Source organism: Kitasatospora sp. NPDC101155, from assembly GCF_044768305.1.
GTDB lineage: Bacteria > Actinomycetota > Actinomycetes > Streptomycetales > Streptomycetaceae > Kitasatospora.
On the sequence record NZ_JBIWPN010000036.1, the window covers coordinates 49,556 to 69,165 of the forward strand.

At 71.5% G+C, this 19,610-nt stretch carries 15 protein-coding genes; 11 read left to right on the top strand and 4 right to left on the bottom strand.

The genetic code is table 11. The annotated features are described in order from the left end of the window. The first annotated feature begins 322 nt into the window (after positions 1 to 322). A complete protein-coding gene (gene clpX, locus ACIRYZ_RS34955; protein ID WP_063347569.1) occupies positions 323 to 1,612 on the top strand; it encodes an ATP-dependent Clp protease ATP-binding subunit ClpX in 1,290 nt (429 codons plus the stop codon). A 71-nt stretch (positions 1,613 to 1,683) separates the two neighbouring features. Here clpX and ACIRYZ_RS34960 read toward each other — a convergent pair whose 3' ends face one another. After that, the gene (locus ACIRYZ_RS34960) at positions 1,684 to 2,508 is read right to left on the bottom strand and encodes a hypothetical protein (RefSeq protein WP_402952152.1); all 825 of its coding nucleotides are present in this window, start codon (positions 2,506 to 2,508) and stop codon (positions 1,684 to 1,686) included. Positions 2,509 to 2,726: 218 nt separating this feature from the next. On the opposite strand from ACIRYZ_RS34960, the gene ACIRYZ_RS34965 reads away from it, so the two are divergent. Both ACIRYZ_RS34965 and ACIRYZ_RS34970 read left to right on the top strand, forming a co-directional pair. Beyond that, positions 2,727 to 5,336 carry a valine--tRNA ligase gene (locus tag ACIRYZ_RS34965; RefSeq protein ID WP_402952182.1) on the top strand — a complete coding sequence of 870 codons (2,610 nt, stop codon included), beginning with the start codon at positions 2,727 to 2,729 and terminating at the stop codon, positions 5,334 to 5,336. A gap of 299 nt (positions 5,337 to 5,635) precedes the next feature. Then, on the top strand, positions 5,636 to 6,160 hold the full coding sequence (locus ACIRYZ_RS34970; RefSeq protein ID WP_402952154.1) for a hypothetical protein: 525 nt from the start codon (positions 5,636 to 5,638) through the stop codon (positions 6,158 to 6,160). 168 nt (positions 6,161 to 6,328) lie between these two features. On the opposite strand, the gene wecB is transcribed toward ACIRYZ_RS34970, so the two are convergent. Together wecB and ACIRYZ_RS34980 are read right to left on the bottom strand one after the other, a co-directional pair. Next, positions 6,329 to 7,486 (bottom strand): non-hydrolyzing UDP-N-acetylglucosamine 2-epimerase, encoded by a 1,158-nt coding sequence (gene wecB / locus ACIRYZ_RS34975; protein ID WP_402952156.1) that lies wholly within the window; start codon positions 7,484 to 7,486, stop codon positions 6,329 to 6,331. Positions 7,487 to 7,550: 64 nt separating this feature from the next. Beyond that, on the bottom strand, positions 7,551 to 8,984 hold the full coding sequence (locus tag ACIRYZ_RS34980) for a glycosyltransferase family 2 protein (RefSeq protein ID WP_402952158.1): 1,434 nt from the start codon (positions 8,982 to 8,984) through the stop codon (positions 7,551 to 7,553). A gap of 220 nt (positions 8,985 to 9,204) precedes the next feature. On the opposite strand from ACIRYZ_RS34980, the gene ACIRYZ_RS34985 reads away from it, so the two are divergent. From ACIRYZ_RS34985 to rodA, 8 genes are all read left to right on the top strand, one after another. Beyond that, the gene (locus ACIRYZ_RS34985) at positions 9,205 to 10,596 is read left to right on the top strand and encodes a bifunctional folylpolyglutamate synthase/dihydrofolate synthase (RefSeq protein ID WP_402952160.1); all 1,392 of its coding nucleotides are present in this window, start codon (positions 9,205 to 9,207) and stop codon (positions 10,594 to 10,596) included. A gap of 1 nt (position 10,597) precedes the next feature. Next, complete coding sequence (locus ACIRYZ_RS34990) at positions 10,598 to 10,942, top strand: DUF4233 domain-containing protein (protein WP_402952162.1); 345 nt, start codon at positions 10,598 to 10,600, stop codon at positions 10,940 to 10,942. Positions 10,943 to 11,124: 182 nt separating this feature from the next. Then, a complete protein-coding gene (gene ndk / locus ACIRYZ_RS34995) occupies positions 11,125 to 11,538 on the top strand; it encodes a nucleoside-diphosphate kinase (protein WP_380613723.1) in 414 nt (137 codons plus the stop codon). A gap of 366 nt (positions 11,539 to 11,904) precedes the next feature. After that, positions 11,905 to 12,930, top strand: a complete 1,026-nt coding sequence (locus ACIRYZ_RS35000) for a rod shape-determining protein (protein WP_355669593.1) — start codon at positions 11,905 to 11,907, stop codon at positions 12,928 to 12,930. A gap of 97 nt (positions 12,931 to 13,027) precedes the next feature. Then, positions 13,028 to 13,981, top strand: coding sequence for a rod shape-determining protein MreC (mreC, locus tag ACIRYZ_RS35005; RefSeq protein ID WP_402952164.1), 954 nt, complete (start codon positions 13,028 to 13,030; stop codon positions 13,979 to 13,981). A 3-nt stretch (positions 13,982 to 13,984) separates the two neighbouring features. Then, positions 13,985 to 14,620 carry a rod shape-determining protein MreD gene (gene mreD / locus ACIRYZ_RS35010; RefSeq protein ID WP_402952166.1) on the top strand — a complete coding sequence of 212 codons (636 nt, stop codon included), beginning with the start codon at positions 13,985 to 13,987 and terminating at the stop codon, positions 14,618 to 14,620. A 57-nt stretch (positions 14,621 to 14,677) separates the two neighbouring features. After that, complete coding sequence (mrdA, locus tag ACIRYZ_RS35015; RefSeq protein ID WP_402952167.1) at positions 14,678 to 17,032, top strand: penicillin-binding protein 2; 2,355 nt, start codon at positions 14,678 to 14,680, stop codon at positions 17,030 to 17,032. Next, a complete protein-coding gene (rodA, locus tag ACIRYZ_RS35020) occupies positions 17,029 to 18,228 on the top strand; it encodes a rod shape-determining protein RodA (protein ID WP_402952169.1) in 1,200 nt (399 codons plus the stop codon). The genes mrdA and rodA overlap by 4 nt, the downstream gene beginning before the upstream one ends. Before the next feature lie 78 nt (positions 18,229 to 18,306). On the opposite strand, the gene ACIRYZ_RS35025 is transcribed toward rodA, so the two are convergent. Further along, entirely contained in the window at positions 18,307 to 19,608 is a 1,302-nt protein-coding gene (locus ACIRYZ_RS35025) for a M14 family zinc carboxypeptidase (protein WP_402952171.1), read from the bottom strand. Positions 19,609 to 19,610 lie beyond the last annotated feature (2 nt).

Below are 19,610 nucleotides of genomic sequence, written 5' to 3' on the forward strand. Positions count from 1 at the left end.
CCCGCCGGGCGCGCCGCGGGGGGGGGGGTGGGGCCCCCCCCCCCCCCCCCCCCGCGCCCCCCCCCCCCCCCCGCCCCCCCCCCCGGGGGGGGGGCCCCCCCCCCCGGGGCGCCCCCCCCCCCCCGACCCGTCGGCGGGCTCTGGCACGGCATCTGTTCGGTATCAATTCGCCCAGGGCGTAGGGCAGACCCGGCGAAGAGGACGGAATCACCGGCCCGGCAGAGTACCGTCGGATAGCGAGACCGAGCGCCGTCGGCGCGGACGGTCCACAGCACCAGGCCCCGGAACCCCTGCGGGGCCCCTGGCGAAGGGGAAGCACCTCGTGGCACGCATCGGAGACGGTGGCGACCTGCTCAAGTGCTCGTTCTGCGGCAAGTCGCAGAAGCAGGTGAAGAAGCTGATCGCCGGCCCAGGCGTCTACATCTGCGACGAGTGCATCGACCTGTGCAACGAGATCATCGAGGAGGAACTCGCCGAGACCTCCGAGGTCCGCTTCGAGGAACTGCCGAAGCCGCGCGAGATCTACGAGTTCCTGGACCAGTACGTGGTCGGGCAGGACCTCGCCAAGAAGGCGCTGTCGGTGGCCGTCTACAACCACTACAAGCGGGTCCAGGCCGGTGAGGCCGGGCGTAGTGGCGGCAACGGCCGCGAGGACGCCATCGAGCTGGCCAAGTCGAACATCCTGCTGCTGGGCCCCACCGGCTCCGGCAAGACCCTGCTGGCGCAGACCCTGGCCCGGATGCTGAACGTGCCCTTCGCGATCGCGGACGCCACCGCGCTGACCGAAGCCGGCTACGTCGGCGAGGACGTCGAGAACATCCTGCTCAAGCTGATCCAGGCGGCCGACTACGACGTCAAGAAGGCCGAGACCGGGATCATCTACATCGACGAGATCGACAAGGTCGCCCGCAAGAGCGAGAACCCGTCGATCACCCGCGACGTCTCCGGCGAGGGCGTGCAGCAGGCGCTGCTGAAGATCCTGGAGGGCACCACCGCCTCGGTGCCGCCGCAGGGCGGGCGCAAGCACCCGCACCAGGAGTTCATCCAGATCGACACCACCAACGTGCTGTTCATCGTCGGCGGCGCGTTCGCCGGCCTGGAGCGGATCATCGAGGGCCGCGCGGGTGCCAAGGGTATCGGCTTCGGTGCCAACATCCGCTCCAAGCGTGAGTCGGACGCCAGCGACCACTTCCGCCAGGTGATGCCCGAGGACCTGGTGAAGTTCGGCATGATCCCCGAGTTCATCGGCCGTCTGCCGGTGATCACCAGCGTGCACAACCTCGACCGCGAGGCGCTGCTGCAGATCCTCACCGAGCCGAAGAACGCGCTGGTCAAGCAGTACCGCAAGCTCTTCGAACTGGACGGCGTGGAGCTGGAGTTCTCCCGGGACGCGCTGGAGGCGATCGCCGACCAGGCGATCCTGCGCGGCACCGGCGCGCGCGGTCTGCGGGCCATCATGGAGGAGGTGCTGATGTCCGTGATGTACGAGGTCCCCTCGCGCCAGGACGTCGCCCGTGTGGTGGTCACCGGGGACGTGGTCTCCAAGCACGCCATCCCCACCCTCGTCCCGCGCGACATGATCAAGCGCGAGCGCCGCGAGAAGAGCGCCTGACCCGACGACAGTCATGCGAAGGGGCCCCGCACCGGATCCGGTGCGGGGCCCCTTCGCATGACGCGCGCGTGTTACTTGGCGACCTTCATGGCGTCGCGGATCGCCCGGGTCTTCTCCGCGGCCTGGTCCGGGGTGATGCCCTGGTTGGTGTCACCGCCGGTGCTGCCCAGGCTGAGGTGGGTGAAGGTGACCCGGCCGAAGGTGGACTTGTCCGCCCACACGCAGATCGTCGGCCCGGGCTTGCCCGCGATGACGCTGGCCACGCCGCAGCTGAGCTTGCCCGCGGAGGCGTGGCTGTCCTGCGCGGGGTAGTCGGTCATCGGCGTGGTCCAGGTCAGCCCGCCGCTGTCCTTCTTCGAGTCGGCGATGATCTGGTCCGGGTCGTTGAGGTCCCCGTAGATGCCGATGATCGACAGCGAGTCCATGTTCTTGATGTCGGCGCCCTTGCTGTAGCTGGCGCCCAGCCCGGTCAGATCCTTGCCGAACTTCGCCGCCTGGGGGTTGCTCATGTCGGCGGGCTGCTCCTTCGCCGACTTCTGGACGTAGCCGTCCAGCAGCGTCTGCGGGGCGGTGAGCTTGTACTGGCCGCCCGCGTCGCTGCCGCCGAGGAACTTCCAGGCCGCGAAACCGCCGCCGCCCAGCACCAGGGCGCCGATCACCAGGCCGATCACCAGACCGCCCCTGCCCTTCTGCGGCTGCGTCGGGTAGCCCGGCTGCCCGTAGGGCGCCTGCGGCGGCACGCCGTACGGCTGCTGCGGGGCGCCGTAGGGCTGCTGCTGCGGCGGGTATCCGTACTGGGGCTGCGGGGCGCCGTAGGGCTGCTGGGGCGGCGGGCCGCCATAAGGCTGACCGCCGTAAGGCTGACCCTGCGGATACTGCTGTCCCTGGCCGTACATCTGTCCTCGTGCTCCCCCGCCGCACCCGCGGCCGATCGTGGTGTTGGGTAGTTCCGTGCACGCCCGGACACCCGGACAAGTGCCCGGGCACGCTACCGCACGGTGCCCGTTACGGGAGCGTTCGGGCGGGGCGAGTCCACGGACCGAAAGCGGTTCGTAACCAGCGCCCGTGGTTACGTAAACTGTGCGTCGTGACCGACACGACGAACCAGCGCCCCGTGAGCACCACCGGGGACGATGCGGCAACCCTCCCGACGACCTACACCCCCGCGGACGTAGAGGGCGAGCTGTACGAGCGCTGGGTAGAGCGTGGTTACTTCACCGCGGACGCGAAGAGCGACAAGCCCCCGTTCACCATCGTCATCCCCCCGCCGAACGTCACCGGCAGCCTGCACCTGGGCCACGCCTTCGAGCACACGCTGATCGACGCGCTGGTCCGCCGCAAGCGGATGCAGGGCTACGAGGCGCTGTGGCAGCCCGGCATGGACCACGCCGGCATCGCCACCCAGAACGTGGTCGAGCGCGAGCTCGCCAAGGAGGGTAAGTCCCGCCACGACCTGGGCCGCGAGGCCTTCGTCGAGCGCGTCTGGAAGTGGAAGGCGGAGTCCGGCGGCCAGATCTCCGGCCAGATGCGCCGCCTCGGCGACGGCGTGGACTGGTCCCGTGAGCGGTTCACCATGGACGAGGGCCTGTCCCAGGCTGTCCAGACCATCTTCAAGAAGCTCTTCGACGACGAGCTGATCTACCGTGCCGAGCGCATCATCAACTGGTGCCCGCGCTGCCTGACCGCCATCTCGGACATCGAGGTGGAGTACCAGGACGACGACGGCGAGCTGGTCTCGATCCGCTACGGCGAGGGCGAGGACTCCATCGTCGTCGCCACCACCCGCGCCGAGACGATGCTGGGCGACACCGCGGTCGCCGTCCACCCGGAGGACGAGCGCTACAAGCACCTGATCGGTACCGAGATCGAGCTGCCGCTGACCGGCCGCCGCATCCCGATCGTCGCCGACGCCCACGTCGACCCGGAGTTCGGCACCGGCGCCGTCAAGGTGACGCCCGCGCACGACCCGAACGACTTCGAGATCGGCCAGCGGCACAACCTGCCGAACATCGCCGTGATGGACGAGCACGCCGTCATCACCGCGCACGGCCCCTTCCTCGGCCTGGACCGCCTGGAGGCCCGCTCGGCGATCGTCGCCGCGCTGCGCGCCGAGGGCCGGATCGTCGCCGAGAAGCGCCCGTACGTCCACTCGGTGGGCCACTGCTCGCGCTGCAAGACCACCATCGAGCCGCGGCTGTCCATGCAGTGGTGGGTCAAGGTCGGCCCGCTCGCCCAGGCCGCCGGTGACGCGGTCCGCGACGGCAAGGTCAAGATCCACCCGCAGGAGATGGAGAAGCGGTACTTCGACTGGGTCGACAACCTGCACGACTGGTGCATCTCGCGCCAGCTGTGGTGGGGTCACCGCATCCCGGTCTGGTACGGCCCGAACGGCGAGGTCGTCTGCGTCGGCCCCGACGAGCAGCCGCCCACCGGCGAGGGCTGGCACCAGGACATCGATGTCCTGGACACCTGGTTCTCCTCCGGCCTGTGGCCGTTCTCCACGCTCGGCTGGCCGGAGCAGACCGAGAGCCTCGCGAAGTTCTACCCGAACTCCGTCCTGGTCACCGGCTACGACATCCTGTTCTTCTGGGTCGCCCGGATGATGATGTTCGGTCTCTACGCGATGGACGGCACCCCGCCGTTCCACACCATCGCGCTGCACGGCATGGTCCGTGACCAGAACGGCAAGAAGATGTCGAAGTCCTTCGGCAACGTGGTCAACCCGCTGGACTGGATGGACAAGTACGGCTCCGACGCGCTGCGCTTCACGCTCGCGCGCGGTGCCAACCCCGGCGTCGACGTGCCGATCGGCGAGGACTGGGTCCAGGCGGCCCGCAACTTCGCCAACAAGATCTGGAACGCCACCCGCTTCGCGCTGATGAACGGCGCCACCGTCGAGGGCCCGCTGCCCGCGCCGGAGGAGCTGACCGCGAGCGACCGCTGGATCCTGTCGCGCCTCAACAGCACCGTCGCCGAGGTGGACGGGCTGTACGAGGACTACCAGTTCTCCAAGCTCTCCGAGGCGCTCTACCACTTCGCCTGGGACGAGGTCTTCGACTGGTACGTCGAGCTCTCCAAGACCACCCTGGCCAAGGGCGGCCCGCAGGCCGACGCCGCGCGCCGGGTGCTCGGCGAGGTCCTGGACGTCACGCTGCGGCTGCTGCACCCGATCGTGCCCTTCGTCACCGAGACGCTGTGGACCACGCTCACCGGTGCGGAGTCCGTCGTCATCGCCGACTGGCCGACCGACAGCGGCTTCCGCGACGCCGCGGCCGAGGCCGAGATCGCCACGCTGCAGCAGGTGGTCACCGAGGTCCGCCGGTTCCGCACGGACCAGGGCCTCAAGCCGGGCCAGCGGGTCCCGGCGCAGCTGGAACTGGGCGGCACCGCGCTGGCCGCCCACGAGGACGCGATCCGCTCGCTGCTGCGGCTGACCGCGCCCGAGGAGGGCTTCGCGGCCACCGCCTCGCTGCCGGTGGCCGGTGCCACCGTCTCGCTGGACCTCTCCGGCACCATCGACGTCGCGGCCGAGCGCAAGCGCCTCGCCAAGGATCTCGCGGCCGCCGAGAAGGAGAAGGCCCAGACCGCCGCCAAGCTCGGCAACGAGGCCTTCCTGGCCAAGGCGCCGGACGAGGTGGTCGCCAAGATCCGGGGCCGCCAGGAGGCCGCCGAGGCCGACATCGCCCGGATCACCGCCCAGCTCGCGGCGCTGCCGCAGGGCTGAGCCTGATCGCCCTTCGAGGGGCCGCACTCCGCGACACGCGGGGTGCGGCCCCTCGGGCGTTTTCCGGGAGCGCTTCTCCGGACACGGTTTTCGCTACGCCTAATAGAGCAGAGACATTGCTCCCTTCCGGCGAATATTCATCCTGGACCGGGTGAGGTCCTATTCCGAGCGAATTGATTCCGGTCTTGCCCGCGCGCGTTCGCGGAAGTTTGCAGGTCGGATGTGTACGGTGTGCACGGAGTTTCCGAAGGGCGTTTCTGCTGAGCGTTCCTGGTGAACGACGGACGGGAGGGCATGGCGTGGTGGTGACCGAGGAGTTGGCCGAGGAGCTGCCTGCCGCGGCGGTCGAGGAGGCCAAGGCCAGGGCGGCGACGCTGCTGCTCGCCTTCCGGCACGGGAACCAGCTCGCGTTCGACCACGAACTGGACCTGCTGTTCGAGGAGAACGTCGAGCGGGAGGTGACCACGCTGCTCACCTGGATCGCCGCCGAAGCCGTCCGCAAGGCGTACGCCCCCGAGGTCGGCGACCGGGTGCTTCGGTCGATGGCCCGGCGGGCCCCGGAGGACACCGCTGCCGTCCAGGTGGACGAGGAGACCGCGACCGCCGCCCAGCTGATCGAGGCGGTCGCCGCCGGCGAGGTGGCCGAGGTCCGCGGACTGGTCGCCGCGACGGCGGACACCACTTTCCTGCTCGGCGGCCTGCTGCAGGGCGTCGCGATGATGCTGCCGCTGCTGCCCGAGGGCGAACTGGCCGAGATCACCGCCGAGTTGCGCCGTCGCCACGGCGGCGCCCCGCACGTCCCGGAGGCTCGGGCCGGGGTCTGATCCCCCGACGGGCCCGGGCCCTGCGTCCCGAGCCGAAGGGCGCGCCGACGGCGTCGGCAGCCGGATTTCCCGCGCTGGCGGCCCAGTTGGTCGACCGGCTCAAGTCGCTTTCGGCAAAGGAGACTTGACTCGCAAGGTGGAGCGGGCCGGTCCGGTCGCCAAGAGGCCCTACGCGGCCAGTGGCAGTGCCAGGGCCTCGCTGCGCCCGGCCGACCCGGTGGCCAGCTCGGCGGTCAGCGCGGCGATCCGGGCCGAGGCGAGGCCGTCACCGTACGGGCTCGGGGTGGCGGCCAGCCGGGCCAGCCGCTCGGGGGTGTCGGACAGCCAGGCGCAGGCCAGCTCGCCCAGTTCCTCGCCGGGCTGCACCAGCGCGGCGAAGCCGGCCGCCATCGCCTCCGGGCGTTCGGTGGAGCGGCGCACCACCAGCAGCGGACGGCCGAGCACGGTGCACTCCTCCTGCACGCCGCCGGAGTCGGAGACCAGCAGCGCGGCGCGGCTCGCCAGGCCCAGGAAGTCGCCGTAGCCGACCGGTCCGGTGACGGCGAGGTGCTCCAGCAGGCCGTCCAGCCCGAAGCGTTCGACGGCGGCCCGGGTCCGCGGGTGCATCGGGAACAGCACCGGGGTGCCGGCCCGGGCGATCCGGTCCAGCTCGGCGAGCACGGCGCCGAGCGCCTCGGCGGTGTCGGTGTTCTCCGGGCGGTGCACGGTGGCCAGCACGTACGCGTCCGGGCGCAGCCCGTGGGCGGCGAGCAGCGCGGCGCGGGCGGCCTCGTCCGGCAGCCGGCGGCGGACCACCTCGACCACGGTGTTGCCGGTGAGCTCGATCCGGTCCGGGTCGAGCGACTCGGCGCGCAGGTTGGCGACGTTGTCCTCGGTGGCGGCGCAGAGCAGGTCGGAGACGTGGTCGACCATCACCCGGTTGTGCTCCTCGGGCATCGCCCGGTCGTAGCTGCGCAGCCCGGCCTCCACGTGCACCAGCGGGATCTCCCGGGCGTTGGCGGCCAGCGCCCCGGCGAGGGTGGCGTTGGTGTCGCCCTGGACGACCACGGCGGCGGGGCGGTCCTCGGCGAAGGCGGCGTCCAGCTGGCCGAGGGACTGGGCGATCTGGCCGGCCCGGGGGCGGCCGCCGACGCCGGTGAGCAGCTCGGGCCGGGGCAGGTCGAGGTCGCGCAGGAAGCGGCCGGACATCGCCTCGTCCCAGTGCTGGCCGGTGTGCACCAGCCGGGTGGCGTCGCCGAGTTCGTGGATCAGCGGGGCGAGCTTGACCAGCTCGGGACGGGTGCCGAGGACGACGGCGACGCTGGACGGGGACAGGCACATGCGCATGGGGAGGACTCCGGTGACCGGCGGGGGCGGAAGGCGTGGGGGAGGAGGCGCGGGGGCGGGGGCGTCAGGATTCGAGCGCCGTGGGGGCGCCGACGGCGACCTTCTCGGCGTTGCGCCGGGTCTTGGCCCAGCCGTTGCGGCCGAGCAGCAGCCGTACGGCGGCACGCAGGGCGACGACGAAGAGGTGGTAGGCGTAGAGCCAGACCAGGACGCCCCAGAGCAGCCCGGTGAGCCGGCTGCGGTCGGTGTGGACGTGCTTGCGGTAGGCGAGGCCCCAGAACACCATCGGCAGGGTGGCGAGCGCGAAGGCGAGCAGCATCCACGGGCCGAACCGGAGCTGGAACTCGGCGGTCTCGGCGGGGAAGAGCACCAGCCCGGCGGCGGTGATCCCGAGCGAGAGCGGGAAGAGCAGCACCAGCAGCACGCAGACCACGGGCTGCAGGAAGGTGTACATCACCTCGGCCTTGCCGGACCGGGTGTAGTGCGGGGAGCGCAGCACCCGGCCGGTGTAGCGCAGGCACTGCATGTTGCCCTGGGCCCAGCGGGTGCGCTGGGTGAGGAAGCGGCGCAGCGAGACCAGGGCCTCCTGGGAGACCTGGGCCTCGGTGACGTGGGTGAGCCGCCAGCCGGCCAGGCGCAGGTCGAGGCCGGACTCGTAGTCCTCCAGCAGGGCGCGCTCGGGCCAGGGGCGGCCGACCCGGCCCTCCTCGGCGGTGAGCGAGTCGAGGGCGGCCAGCCGGACGAACTGGCCGTTGCCGCCGAGGCCGACGCTGCCGGTGCGGCGGCGCAGCAGCTGCATGCCGGCGTTGTTGGCCTGGAACTCGACGTCCTGCATCCGGACCAGGGCGCGGGCGAAGGCGTTGGCGGTGCGGCCGCGGCCGGGCAGCGGGCGCTCGTCGTCGGCGTTGCGCATCCGCACGCCGATCTGGACGGCGCCGGTGTCGGGGCGGCCGATCGCCTTGGGGTTGCAGACCTGGCCGAGGGTGCCCGGGTCGAGCCGGCCGTCGGCGTCGACCACGCCGATCACCACCCGGGAGCGGTCGGTGGACTCGGGCAGCCAGGCGGAGATCTCGCGGTAGGCGGCGTTGAGGGCGGCGCCCTTGCCGATCCGGGCGTGCGGGCGGCGGCGCTGGACGAGGTGGATGCGCGGGTCGCGGGCCGCGGCGGCGAGCACGAGATCGCGGGTGGCGTCCTCGCTGTCGTCGTCGATCACCCACAGGTGGGCGTCGGGCGCGCCGGCCCGCAGGCCCTCCAGGGTCTGGGTGACCACGGCCTCCTCGTCGCGGCACGGGATGACCAGGTGCCACTGGAAGGCGGACGGGTCGCCGGGCTCGGCGGGCTTGTTGTGCTCGAAGGCGTGGCGGGAGCCGGCCCAGTACACGAGGAAGCGTCCGAAGACGAAGGCCATGTAGCAGACGAGTGCCAGGGAGATCAGTCCGGCGACCCAGACGATCTCCTCCTGGCGGAGCACGATCCAGCCGTGCAGGGCGTCGGGCATGGCGCGGCACTCCTCATGATCAAAGGCTGTCAGCTCCTGTGGGTTGCGAATCGATGCTTCATTGCTGTTCAAACTTGCTAAAGCAATAGTAAAGGGGGTGAACTGGGAGTGCAGGGCAAAGCCGGGCAAAGTGGCCGTTCTCACCCCGGCCGCCGCCCCCGCCGCCACCCCCGCTCTCACCCTGTGGGGACGGACCGCCATCGCTCCGTAGACTGTGGTCGTGAGCGACAAGGCCGACCCGAACCCGTACACCCTCCGCCCCGCCGACGGCGGCACCGGCGACGCCCTGCGCGACGTCGAGCTGGAGCTGTCCAAGCGCTGGCCGGAGAACAAGCTGGAGCCCTCGCTCGACCGGATCGAGGCGCTGATGGACATCCTGGGCCAGCCCCAGCGATCCTTCCCCTCCATCCACATCACCGGGACCAACGGCAAGACCTCCACCGCCCGGATGATCGAGCAGCTGCTCAACACCTTCGAGCTGCGCACCGGCCGCTACACCAGCCCGCACGTGGAGACCGTCACCGAGCGGATCAGCCTGGACGGCGCCCCGATCAGCCCCGAGCGGTTCGTCGAGGTCTACCGCGACATCGAGCCCTACGTGCAGATGGTCGACGCGGCGCAGCCGGTGCCGATGTCCTTCTTCGAGGTGCTGACCGGCATGGCCTACGCCGCCTTCGCCGACGCCCCGGTGGACGTCGCGGTGGTCGAGGTCGGCATGGGCGGCTCCTGGGACGCCACCAACGTCATCGACGCCGCCGTCGCCGTGATCACCCCGATCGGGCTGGACCACACCGACAAGCTCGGCGAGACCACCGGCGAGATCGCGGTCGAGAAGTCCGGGATCATCAAGTCCGGCGCCGTCGCCGTGGTCGCCCAGCAGCAGCTGGACGCCGCCCAGATCATCCTGCGCCGGGCCGTCGAGGTGGACGCCACGGTCGCCCGCGAGGGCATGGAGTTCGGTGTGATCCGCCGTGAACTCGCCGTCGGCGGCCAGCTGGTGACGCTGCGCGGGCTCGGCGGCGAGGAGTACGAGGACGTCTTCATCCCGCTGCACGGCGAGTACCAGGCGCACAACGCGGCGCTGGCGCTGGCCGCGGTCGAGGCCTTCTTCGGCGTCGGCGGCACCCGCGGCGGGCAGCTGGACGTGGACAAGATCCGCCAGGCCTTCTCCGGAGTCTCCTCGCCGGGCCGCCTGGAGATCGTCCGCCGCAGCCCCACGATCATCCTCGACGCCGCGCACAACCCGCACGGCGCCCAGGCCACCGTCGCCGCGATCTCCGAGTCCTTCGGCTTCACCCGCCTGGTCGGCGTGATCGGCACCTCCGGGGACAAGGACGTGGCCGGCGTGCTGGAGGCCTTCGAGCCGATCCTGGCCGAGGTCGTCATCACCCAGAACTCCACCCACCGCGCGATGGACGTGGACGCGCTCGCGGCCCTGGCCGTCGAGGTCTTCGGCGAGGACCGCGTCCAGGTCGAGCCCGGGCTCGACGACGCCATCGCCGCCGCCGTCACCCTGGCCGAGGAGGAGGGCGACCTCGGCGGCGCCGGGGTGCTGGTCACCGGTTCGGTCATCACGGTGGGCGAGGCCCGCCTGCTGCTCGGGAGGAAGTGACATGAGGACGCTCTGCTCCTCGACGCTGATCGGCGAGGCGCTGTTGGCGATGTTCGCCGGGCTGGTCGCGATGCGGCTCTCCAGCGTTTCCACCGCCACGGTCTGGATCGTTACGGGGATTGTGATGGCCCTGTGCCTCGCGCTCTGCGGCATGATCAACCGCCCGGGCGCGGTGCAGATCGGTTGGGTGCTGCAGGTCGGCCTGATCGCCAGCGGCTTCATCCTGCCGACCATGTTCGGCCTCGGCGTGGTCTTCACCGGCCTGTGGTGGTGCTCGGTGCACTACGGCCGCAAGGTGGACGACTTCAAGGCCGCCCGCGCGGCCGCCGAGGCAGCGGCAGCCTGACTGACAGCTGTGGGCCCGGCGTTCGCCGGGATGGTCCGATGATCAGCAGCGCCTCGCCGATCAGGGTGGGGTAGGCCCCGCGCCCGCGGGGATCGCACGGACCAGCGGAACCGGCAGGTCGTTCACGCAAGGTAACCTCTGCCCCATACCGCATGCCGTACCAAATCCCCAGGAGACGCACCGTGTCCCAGCGCACTCTCGTCCTGCTCAAGCCCGACGCCGTCCGCCGCGGCCTGGCCGGCGAGATCATCAGCCGCATCGAGCGCAAGGCCGGCTGGCAGCTCGCTGCCATGGAGCTGCGCACCTTCGACCGGGCGACGCTGGAGCAGCACTACGAGGAGCACGTCGGCCGCCCGTTCTACGAGCCGCTGCTGGAGTTCATGACCTCCGGCCCGTCGATCGCGATGATCGTCGAGGGCGAGGAGGTCGTGAAGGGCATCCGCATGCTGGCCGGCGCCACCAACCCGCTGGAGGCCGGGGCCGGCACCATCCGCGGCGACTACGCGACCATCACCCGCGAGAACCTGATCCACGCCTCCGACTCCCCGGAGTCCGCCGAGCGCGAGATCAAGATCTTCTTCCCGGCGCACGCCTGATCCGAGCCGGGCGAAACGCCCGGGAAGGCCGGACGATCCGCCCGGGCGGGCACCGTGTCAGGGCCCGCAGGACCTTGGGACTGCCCCGGTCGGGACCATTGGCCCGGCCGGGGCATTCTTATCGTGAAATAGGGAACTGGGGACGCCGACACGGCGTCCCAATGCTCGGAGAAGCGATCACGCTCCGGACAATGGACGGTGTGCCCCCACGTCGATGTCCGTTCCGCGCGGCGTGACTACGATGGACGCGACTCAAGGGCCCGGTAAGGCAGCTCAGCTGGTCTCCGCCCAAGCGTGGGCGCTGCATCCGTCCACACCCCATGAACTCCGAGCCCGGGAAGGCACCCACACCCCATGGCGAGCAACCTGTCGTTCATCGGCCGCGACTTGGCGATCGACCTCGGAACTGCCAACACGCTGGTGTACGTCAGGGGCAAGGGGATCGTCCTCAACGAGCCGTCCGTCGTCGCGGTCAACACCAACACCGGTGGCATCCTCGCGGTCGGCGTCGAGGCCAAGAAGATGATCGGCCGCACGCCCGGCAACATCGTCGCCATCCGCCCGCTCAAGGACGGCGTGATCGCCGACTTCGAGATCACCGAGCGGATGCTGCGCTACTTCATCCTCAAGATCCACCGCCGTCGCTACCTCGCCCGCCCGCGCGTCGTGGTCTGCGTGCCCTCCGGCATCACCGGCGTCGAGCGCCGCGCCGTCATCGAGGCCTCCTCGCAGGCCGGCGCGCGCCAGGTGCACATCATCGAGGAGCCGATGGCCGCCGCGATCGGTGCCGGCCTGCCCGTCCACGAGGCCACCGGCAACATGGTCGTCGACATCGGCGGCGGCACCACCGAGGTCGCCGTGATCTCCCTCGGCGGCATCGTCACCGCCCAGTCCATCCGGGTGGCCGGCGACGAGCTGGACAACGCGATCGTCCAGCACATCAAGAAGGAGTACTCGCTCCTCCTCGGCGAGCGCAGCGCCGAGCAGATCAAGATGAGCATCGGCAGTGCCTTCGGCCTGGAGGGCGAGAAGGACGAGCACGCCGAGATCCGCGGCCGCGACCTGGTCAGCGGCCTGCCCAAGACCGTGGTCATCTCCGCCGCCGAGGTCCGCGAGGCCATCGACGAGCCGGTCAACTCGATCATCGACGCGGTCAAGACCACCCTCGACCAGTGCCCGCCCGAGCTGGCCGGCGACGTCATGGACCGCGGCATCGTGCTCACCGGCGGCGGCGCCCTGCTGCGCGGCCTGGACGAGCGGCTGCGCCGCGAGACCGGCATGCCGATCCACATCGCCGAGAACCCGCTCGACTCCGTCGCGCTCGGCTCCGGCAAGTGCGTCGAGGAGTTCGAGGCGCTCCAGCAGGTACTGGACGCCCAGCCGCGCCGTTAGCACCACGACGAGACATCCGACACTCAACTGAACGGGCCGCCGCCCGGGCCCCACAGCCCCGGGCGGCCGCCAGGTACGAAGGGGCAGTACCAGCACCGTGAGGGATACACGAGAGAGCCGGCTGCTGCTCATCCTGCTGGTGGCCGTCGCCTTCGCGCTCATCACCGTGGACATCAAGGGCGGTGCGGACTCCCCGCTCGGCCCGGCCCGGCACGCGGCCGCCAGCATCCTCGGCCCGGTCGAGCGCGGCGCCGCCACCGTCGTCGACCCGGTGGCCAACACCGTCAGCGCCTTCCGCGACGCCGCCACCCACAACGGCCGCACCGACCAGCTCGCCCGCGAGAACACCGAACTGCGGCAGAAGCTCGCCTCCTCCGACATGGCGAGCGGTCGCACCAAGCAGCTGGACGATCTGCTGCGCACCGCCGGCGCCGGCGGATACACCGTCAAGGCCGCCCAGGTCATCGCGATCGGCCCGGCCCAGGGCTTCTCCTGGACCATCACCATCGACGCCGGCAGCGACGACGGCCTCACCCGCGACATGACGGTGATCAACGGTCAGGGCCTGGTCGGCCGGATCACCACCGTCGCCCGGACCACCGCCACCGTGCTGCTCGCCTCCGACCCCGGCTTCTCGGCCGGCACCCGGCTGGAGGGCAGCGGCGAGATCGGCTTCGCCTCCGGCGGCGGCGACAGCCCGATGAAGGTCTCGCTGCTCAACGGCAAGGCGCAGGTCAAGGCCGGCGACCGGCTGGTCACCTTCGGCTCGCAGAGCGGCCGTCCGTTCGTGCCCGGCGTCCCGGTCGGCAAGGTCACCGAGGTCCAGGCCAACGCCGGCCAGCTGACCAAGACCATCCTGGTCGAGCCCTTCGTCCAGTTCACCCGGCTGGACCTGGTCGGCGTGGTGGTCGTGCCGCCGCGCACCGACCCGCGCGACGCCGTCCTGCCGCCGGCCCCCACCCCCGGGCAGAGCCAGGCCCCGGCCGTGCCCGCCCAGCCGCAGCCCACCGCGCCCGCCACCCCGCCGGCCAAGCCCAATGGGGGGAACTGAGCCATGCGCCTCGCCCGCATCCCCGTCTCCGCCGTACTGATCCTCCTCGGCCTGATCCTCCAGGTCAGCGTGTTCGGCCGGCTCCAGCTCCCGGGTGCCACCCCGGACATACTGCTGCTCGTCGTGGTCGGCCTGGCCATGGTCTACGGGCCGAGGGGCGGCTGCCTGGTCGGCTTCGCGGCCGGCCTGCTCGCCGACCTCGCGCCGCCCTCCGACCACGCCGTCGGCCGCTACGCCCTGGTGCTCTGTCTGATGGGCTACGCCGCCGGGCTGCTGCGCCCCGACCACGGCCGCCAGCGTTCGGTCTCCAGCGCGCTGCTGGTGGTCGGCGCCGCCTCGATCGCCTCCACCTTGCTGTACGCGACCGTCGGCGCCCTGGTCGGCGACACCGCGGCCCGGCACGTCGGCCTCGGCAACCTGGTGATCAGCGCCCTGCTGTACGACCTGCTGCTGGCCCCGTTCGTGGTGCCGCTGGTGATGCTGCTCGGCCGCCGCTTCGGCCGCGACCCGGTGGCCGCCGCCAGCGACGACGACGGCCCGGGCCTCGGCGCGCTGGCCCGCTACCGCACCACCCGTGCGGTCTCGACCAGCCCGAAGTACAAGAAGCGGCGCGGGCCCGGCTTCGCCCGGCGCCCGTAACCGGCCCGCCCAGGCCCCCGAACTCCCGACTTTCCCGCATCCTGGAGCGCACGAGACGTGAGCAACATCCCCGAGACCGGCCGAACCCGGCGGGTGACGATCCGTCTGGTGGTGCTGCAGATCCTGGTGCTGTCGCTGCTCGCCACCCTCGGCGGGCGGCTGTGGTACCTGCAGATCCGCAACGCCAAGGAGTACACCGCCAAGGCGACCGGCAACCACATCCGCGAGGTGGTCGAGCCGGCCGTCCGCGGCGAGATCCTGGACGCCTCCGGACGGATCCTGGCCGGCAACGAGGCCCGGCTGGTGGTGTCCGTCAGCCGTACCTCGCTGCTGCAGCAGAAGGACGGCGGCAAGGCGGTGCTGGGCCGCCTCGCCGAGGTGCTCGGCATGCCGGCCAAGGACGTGCAGGAGAAGGTCCGGCTCTGCGACGCCAAGACCCCGCAGCCCTGCTGGAACGGATCGCCGTACCAGCCGATCCCGGTCACCAAGGAGGCGACCACCCAGCAGGCGATGCAGATAATGGAGCGCCGCGAGGACTTCCCCGGGATCACCGCGCAGCCCACCTCCGTGCGCCGCTACACCGGCGCCGAGGGCGCCAACCTGGCCCAGGTGCTCGGCTACCTCTCGCCGGTCACCGACGACGAGGTCAGCAAGACCGCCGACAAGAGCGGCCTGGACCGTTACCTGCCGGCCGACCAGATCGGCCGGGCCGGCCTGGAGTCGGTGTACGACCGCGACCTGCGCGGCACCGCCGGCATCACCAAGCTGGCGGTGGACAACCTCGGCCGGGTGATCGGCACCGCCGGCACCGTCGCCCCGCAGACCGGCAACAACCTGGTCACCAGCATCGACGCCCGGGTGCAGAAGGTGGTCGAGGACAACCTGGCGCAGGCCATGGCCGACGCCCGGAACACCTTCGACAAGGTCACCAACCGCAACTACGAGGCCGACTCCGGCGCCGCCGTCGTGATGGACGTGCACACCGGGCGGATCATCGCGATGGCGAGCGCCCCGACCTACGACCCGAACCTCTGGGTGGGCGGCATCAGCGGCAAGGACTACCAGTCGCTGACCAGCAAGGACTCCAACTTCCCGCTGCTGAACCGGGCCATACAGGGTCAGTCCGCCCCCGGCTCGACCTTCAAGGTCATCTCCACCACCGCCGCCGTGGAGGCCGGCTACTCGCTGGACGGGACCTACTCGTGCCCGAAGGCCATGACCATCGGCGGCCGCGAGTTCAAGAACTTCGAGAGCGAGAACTTCGGCTCCATCTCCCTGGAGAAGGCGCTGGAGGTCTCCTGCGACACCGTCTTCTACGGCCTGGCGTACGACCAGTGGATGAAGGACGGCGGCATCAAGCCGAAGAAGGACCCGGGTGACTGGTTCTTCAAGGCCGCCCACCAGTTCGGCCTCGGCGCCAAGACCGGCGTCGACCTGCCGGCCGAGGTCCCCGGCCGGGTGCCGGACCGGCAGTGGAAGCAGTCCTTCTACGACAACAACAAGGACGCCTGGTGCGCGCAGGCACAGAAGGGCGGCAACAGCTTCTCCGACCAGATCGCCCGGGAGAACTGCGTCGACGGCTACCAGATGCGCGCCGGTGACGCCGTCAACTACGCGATCGGCCAGGGCGACACGCTCGTCACCCCGGTCCAGATGGCCCGTATCTACTCGGCGCTGGCCAACGGCGGGACCTTCTACCGGCCGACCATCGCCAAGGCGGTGATAAGCCCGAGCGGGGACCTCGTCCGCGAGATCGCCCCGCACGAGGACGCCAAGTTCCCCGGCGACCAGAAGCTGCTCAGCTACATCGACCAGGCCACCGCGGGCGTCATCACCAGCGGTACCGCCGCCTGGAAGTTCAACGGCTGGCCGCAGGACAAGATCGCGCTGCACGCCAAGACCGGCACCGCCGAGGTCGAGGGCAAGCAGACCACGTCGTGGCTGGACACGTACAGCAAGGACTACGCGATCGTCATGACGATCAGCCAGGGCGGCACCGGCTCCGGCGGTTCCGGTGATGCCATCCGCCGGATCTACCAGGCGCTGTACGGCGTGGACGACAAGGGCAACATCGACAACAGCAAGGCGCTGCTGCCGACGCCGCAGGGCGAGCTGCCGAAGTTCAACCCGGACGGCACCGCGATCATCAAGCCGGCCTCGTACACGGTCGACCCGGCGCCGGGCGCGGTCGCCCCGGCCCCGGTGCTGCCGGCCGCCGGCCCGGCGCAGTCCGTCCAGGCCGTGCAGCCCGTCCAGGCCGCGCAGCCCGTTCGGTTCACCCAGTTCGCCCAGGCGGACGCGGCTCCCGCGACGGCCTGGCTCGATCCGGCGCCGCCGTCCGACAGCCCCGTGTCGTACACCGTGGCCGATGCCGCGCTCGAACCGAACCGCGCGGGAAGGGGACGGGCATGAGCTCCTATGGCTCGTACCGGCAGCTGCGGTTGAGCCCGCAGCGCACCGGGGTCTCCAAGGCCCTGGCCAAGGACTCGCCGCTGTGGCGGCTGGACTGGATACTGCTGCTGGCCGCGCTGGCCCTCTCGCTCGGCAGCTCGTTGCTGGTCTGGTCGGCCACCCGTGGGCGCGACAACCTCACCCACGGGGACCCGCAGTACTTCCTCTACCGGCACCTGACCAACTTCGTGATCGGCCTGGTGCTGTGCGCCGTGGTGATAGCGATAGGAGCCCGGCGCGTCCGCACCCTGGTGCCGTTCGTCTACGTCGCCGTGATCCTGCTGCTGATGGCGACGCTCAGCCCGATCGGCTCGACCGTCAACGGCGCGCACTCGTGGATCCAGCTCGGCGGCGGCTTCTCGATCCAGCCCGCCGAGTTCGCGAAACTCGGGATCGTGCTGTCGATGGCGGTCGTGCTGTCGGACCAGGTGGACGCGGGGGAGCGGGAGTTCCCCTCGCACCGCGCGGTGTTCCGCGGCCTGATCTGGGCCGGCCTGCCGATGGGCCTGGTGCTGCTGATGCCGGACGCCGGGTCGACCATGGTGATGTCCGCGATCGTGCTCGGCATCCTGCTCGGCTCCGGCGCGGCCACCCGCTGGGTGCTCGGCATCCTCGCGGTCGGCGTCGGCGGCAGCATCGCGATCTGGAAGCTAGGACTGCTGAGCCAGTACCAGATCGACCGCTTCGCCGCCTTCGCCAACCCGCAGCTCGACCCGAACGGCGTCGGCTACAACACCGCGCAGGCCCGGATCGCGATCGGCTCGGGCGGACTGACCGGCAAGGGGCTGTTCCACGGGACGCAGACCGTCGGGCAGTTCGTGCCGGAGCAGCAGACCGACTTCGTGTTCACCGTCGCCGGTGAGGAACTGGGCTTCGTCGGCGCGCTCGCGATAATCGGACTGGTCGGCGTGATCCTGTGGCGCGCCTGCCGGATCGCCCGCCAGGCAACCGACCTGTACGGGACGATCGTGGCGGCCGGGGTCATCGCCTGGTTCTCCTTCCAGGCCTTCGAGAACATCGGGATGTGCCTGGGCATCATGCCGGTCGCTGGCATCCCGCTGCCCTTCGTCTCCTACGGCGGCTCCTCGATGTTCGCGGTCTGGATCGGGGTCGGGCTGCTCCAGGCGGTGCGCAGCCAGCGGCCGATAGCGGCCTGAGCCCGCTTGCTGTCGGGGCCGGTCCGGGTTCGTCCCGGATCGGCCCTTTCCTTGCCGTGGAAGCTAGTTGACGATACGTCAGATCGAGTGGAGCAGGCAGTCGGCGGCGGTGAGCATCGCCCGGGTCTGGTGGGCCAGCTGCTCCTGCACCGGGACCCAGCGGGCGCCGAAGCGGTGGCGCAGCCGGTCCAGGCTGTCGGCGACCACGGCGCGGGCGCGCTCCCGGGCGGCGTCGGCGTCCGGGCCGCGGGCGTCCGCGAGCAGGCGCAGCAGGATCGAGGCGACCCGCAGCGGCAGCCGGGCGGCGACCAGCCCGGCGGTGGTCGCCCGGGAGGCGCTGAGTGGGCGTGGGCACCACAGCTCCAGCCACTCGTCGGCGACCCGCGGGGCGACCGCCAGGTTGAACTCGGCGGTGCGCACCAGCGCGCCGTGCGCCTCCCGGGCCTGCGCCGGGACCCGGGCGAGCAGCGTGCTGAGCTCCGCGGTGCGCGTGGTCAGCTCGCGGGCGGCCTCGCCGACGGCCTGCGGCCCGGCCGGGTGCGGGCGGGCGTCGCCGACCGCGTCCACCGCCCACATCGGGACCTCCAGGACGGCGGTGACCGCGCCGTACCGGGCCGCGTAGGACCAGGTGGACAGCTCGGGCTCGTCCGGCAGCGCCCGCGAGGTGCCCTCGCTGCCGCGCCCCGGCATCAGGTAGGTGCCGGGGGCGGGGCTGGCCCAGCCGATGGCGTCGTAGGAGTCCACGTCGAGCGGGAGGCCGGCCCGCTCTGCGGAGCGGGCGAAGCGTTCGGACAGGCCCGGCACCGGGCTGGTCAGCTGGACGAACGCGCCGCCGAAGTCCACCCCGTGCAGCGAGCACTGCAGGAACGGGCGCAACTCGTCGATCAGCCCGGTCAGCGCCAGGCTCTCCGGCATCGGCGGGCGGCCCGAGCCGGGCGCGGGCAGCAGTTCGGGCTGCTCCTCGAAGGAGGGCCGGAAGAAGTGCTCGTAGTGGCGGGCCATGGTCAGCGGGCCGTCCAGCCAGCCGGCGTTCAGCGCGGCACCGTCCGGGTCCAGGCAGAGCAGCAGGTGCCAGGACAGGCCGGGCCGGGCGGGGCGCTCCAGCAGGACCTCGGCGAGACGGACCGCGGCGGCGGTGCCGACCGGCTCGTTGGGGTGCGGCCCGCCCACCGCCAGGACGGCGCGCGGGCCGCGGTCGACCGAGAGCAGCAGCAGCGGACGCCCGGCCCGGGAGCGGCCGACCTCGCGCAGCCGGCAGCGGTCCGGGCGGCGCAGGGCGAGCCGTCGGGCCGCGGATTCGGCCTGGGCCTGCGTGGGGTAGCGGGCCGGCCCGGTGTCGAGGATCCGCAGGGGCCGGACCCGCCGACCGGTGTCGGTCATGG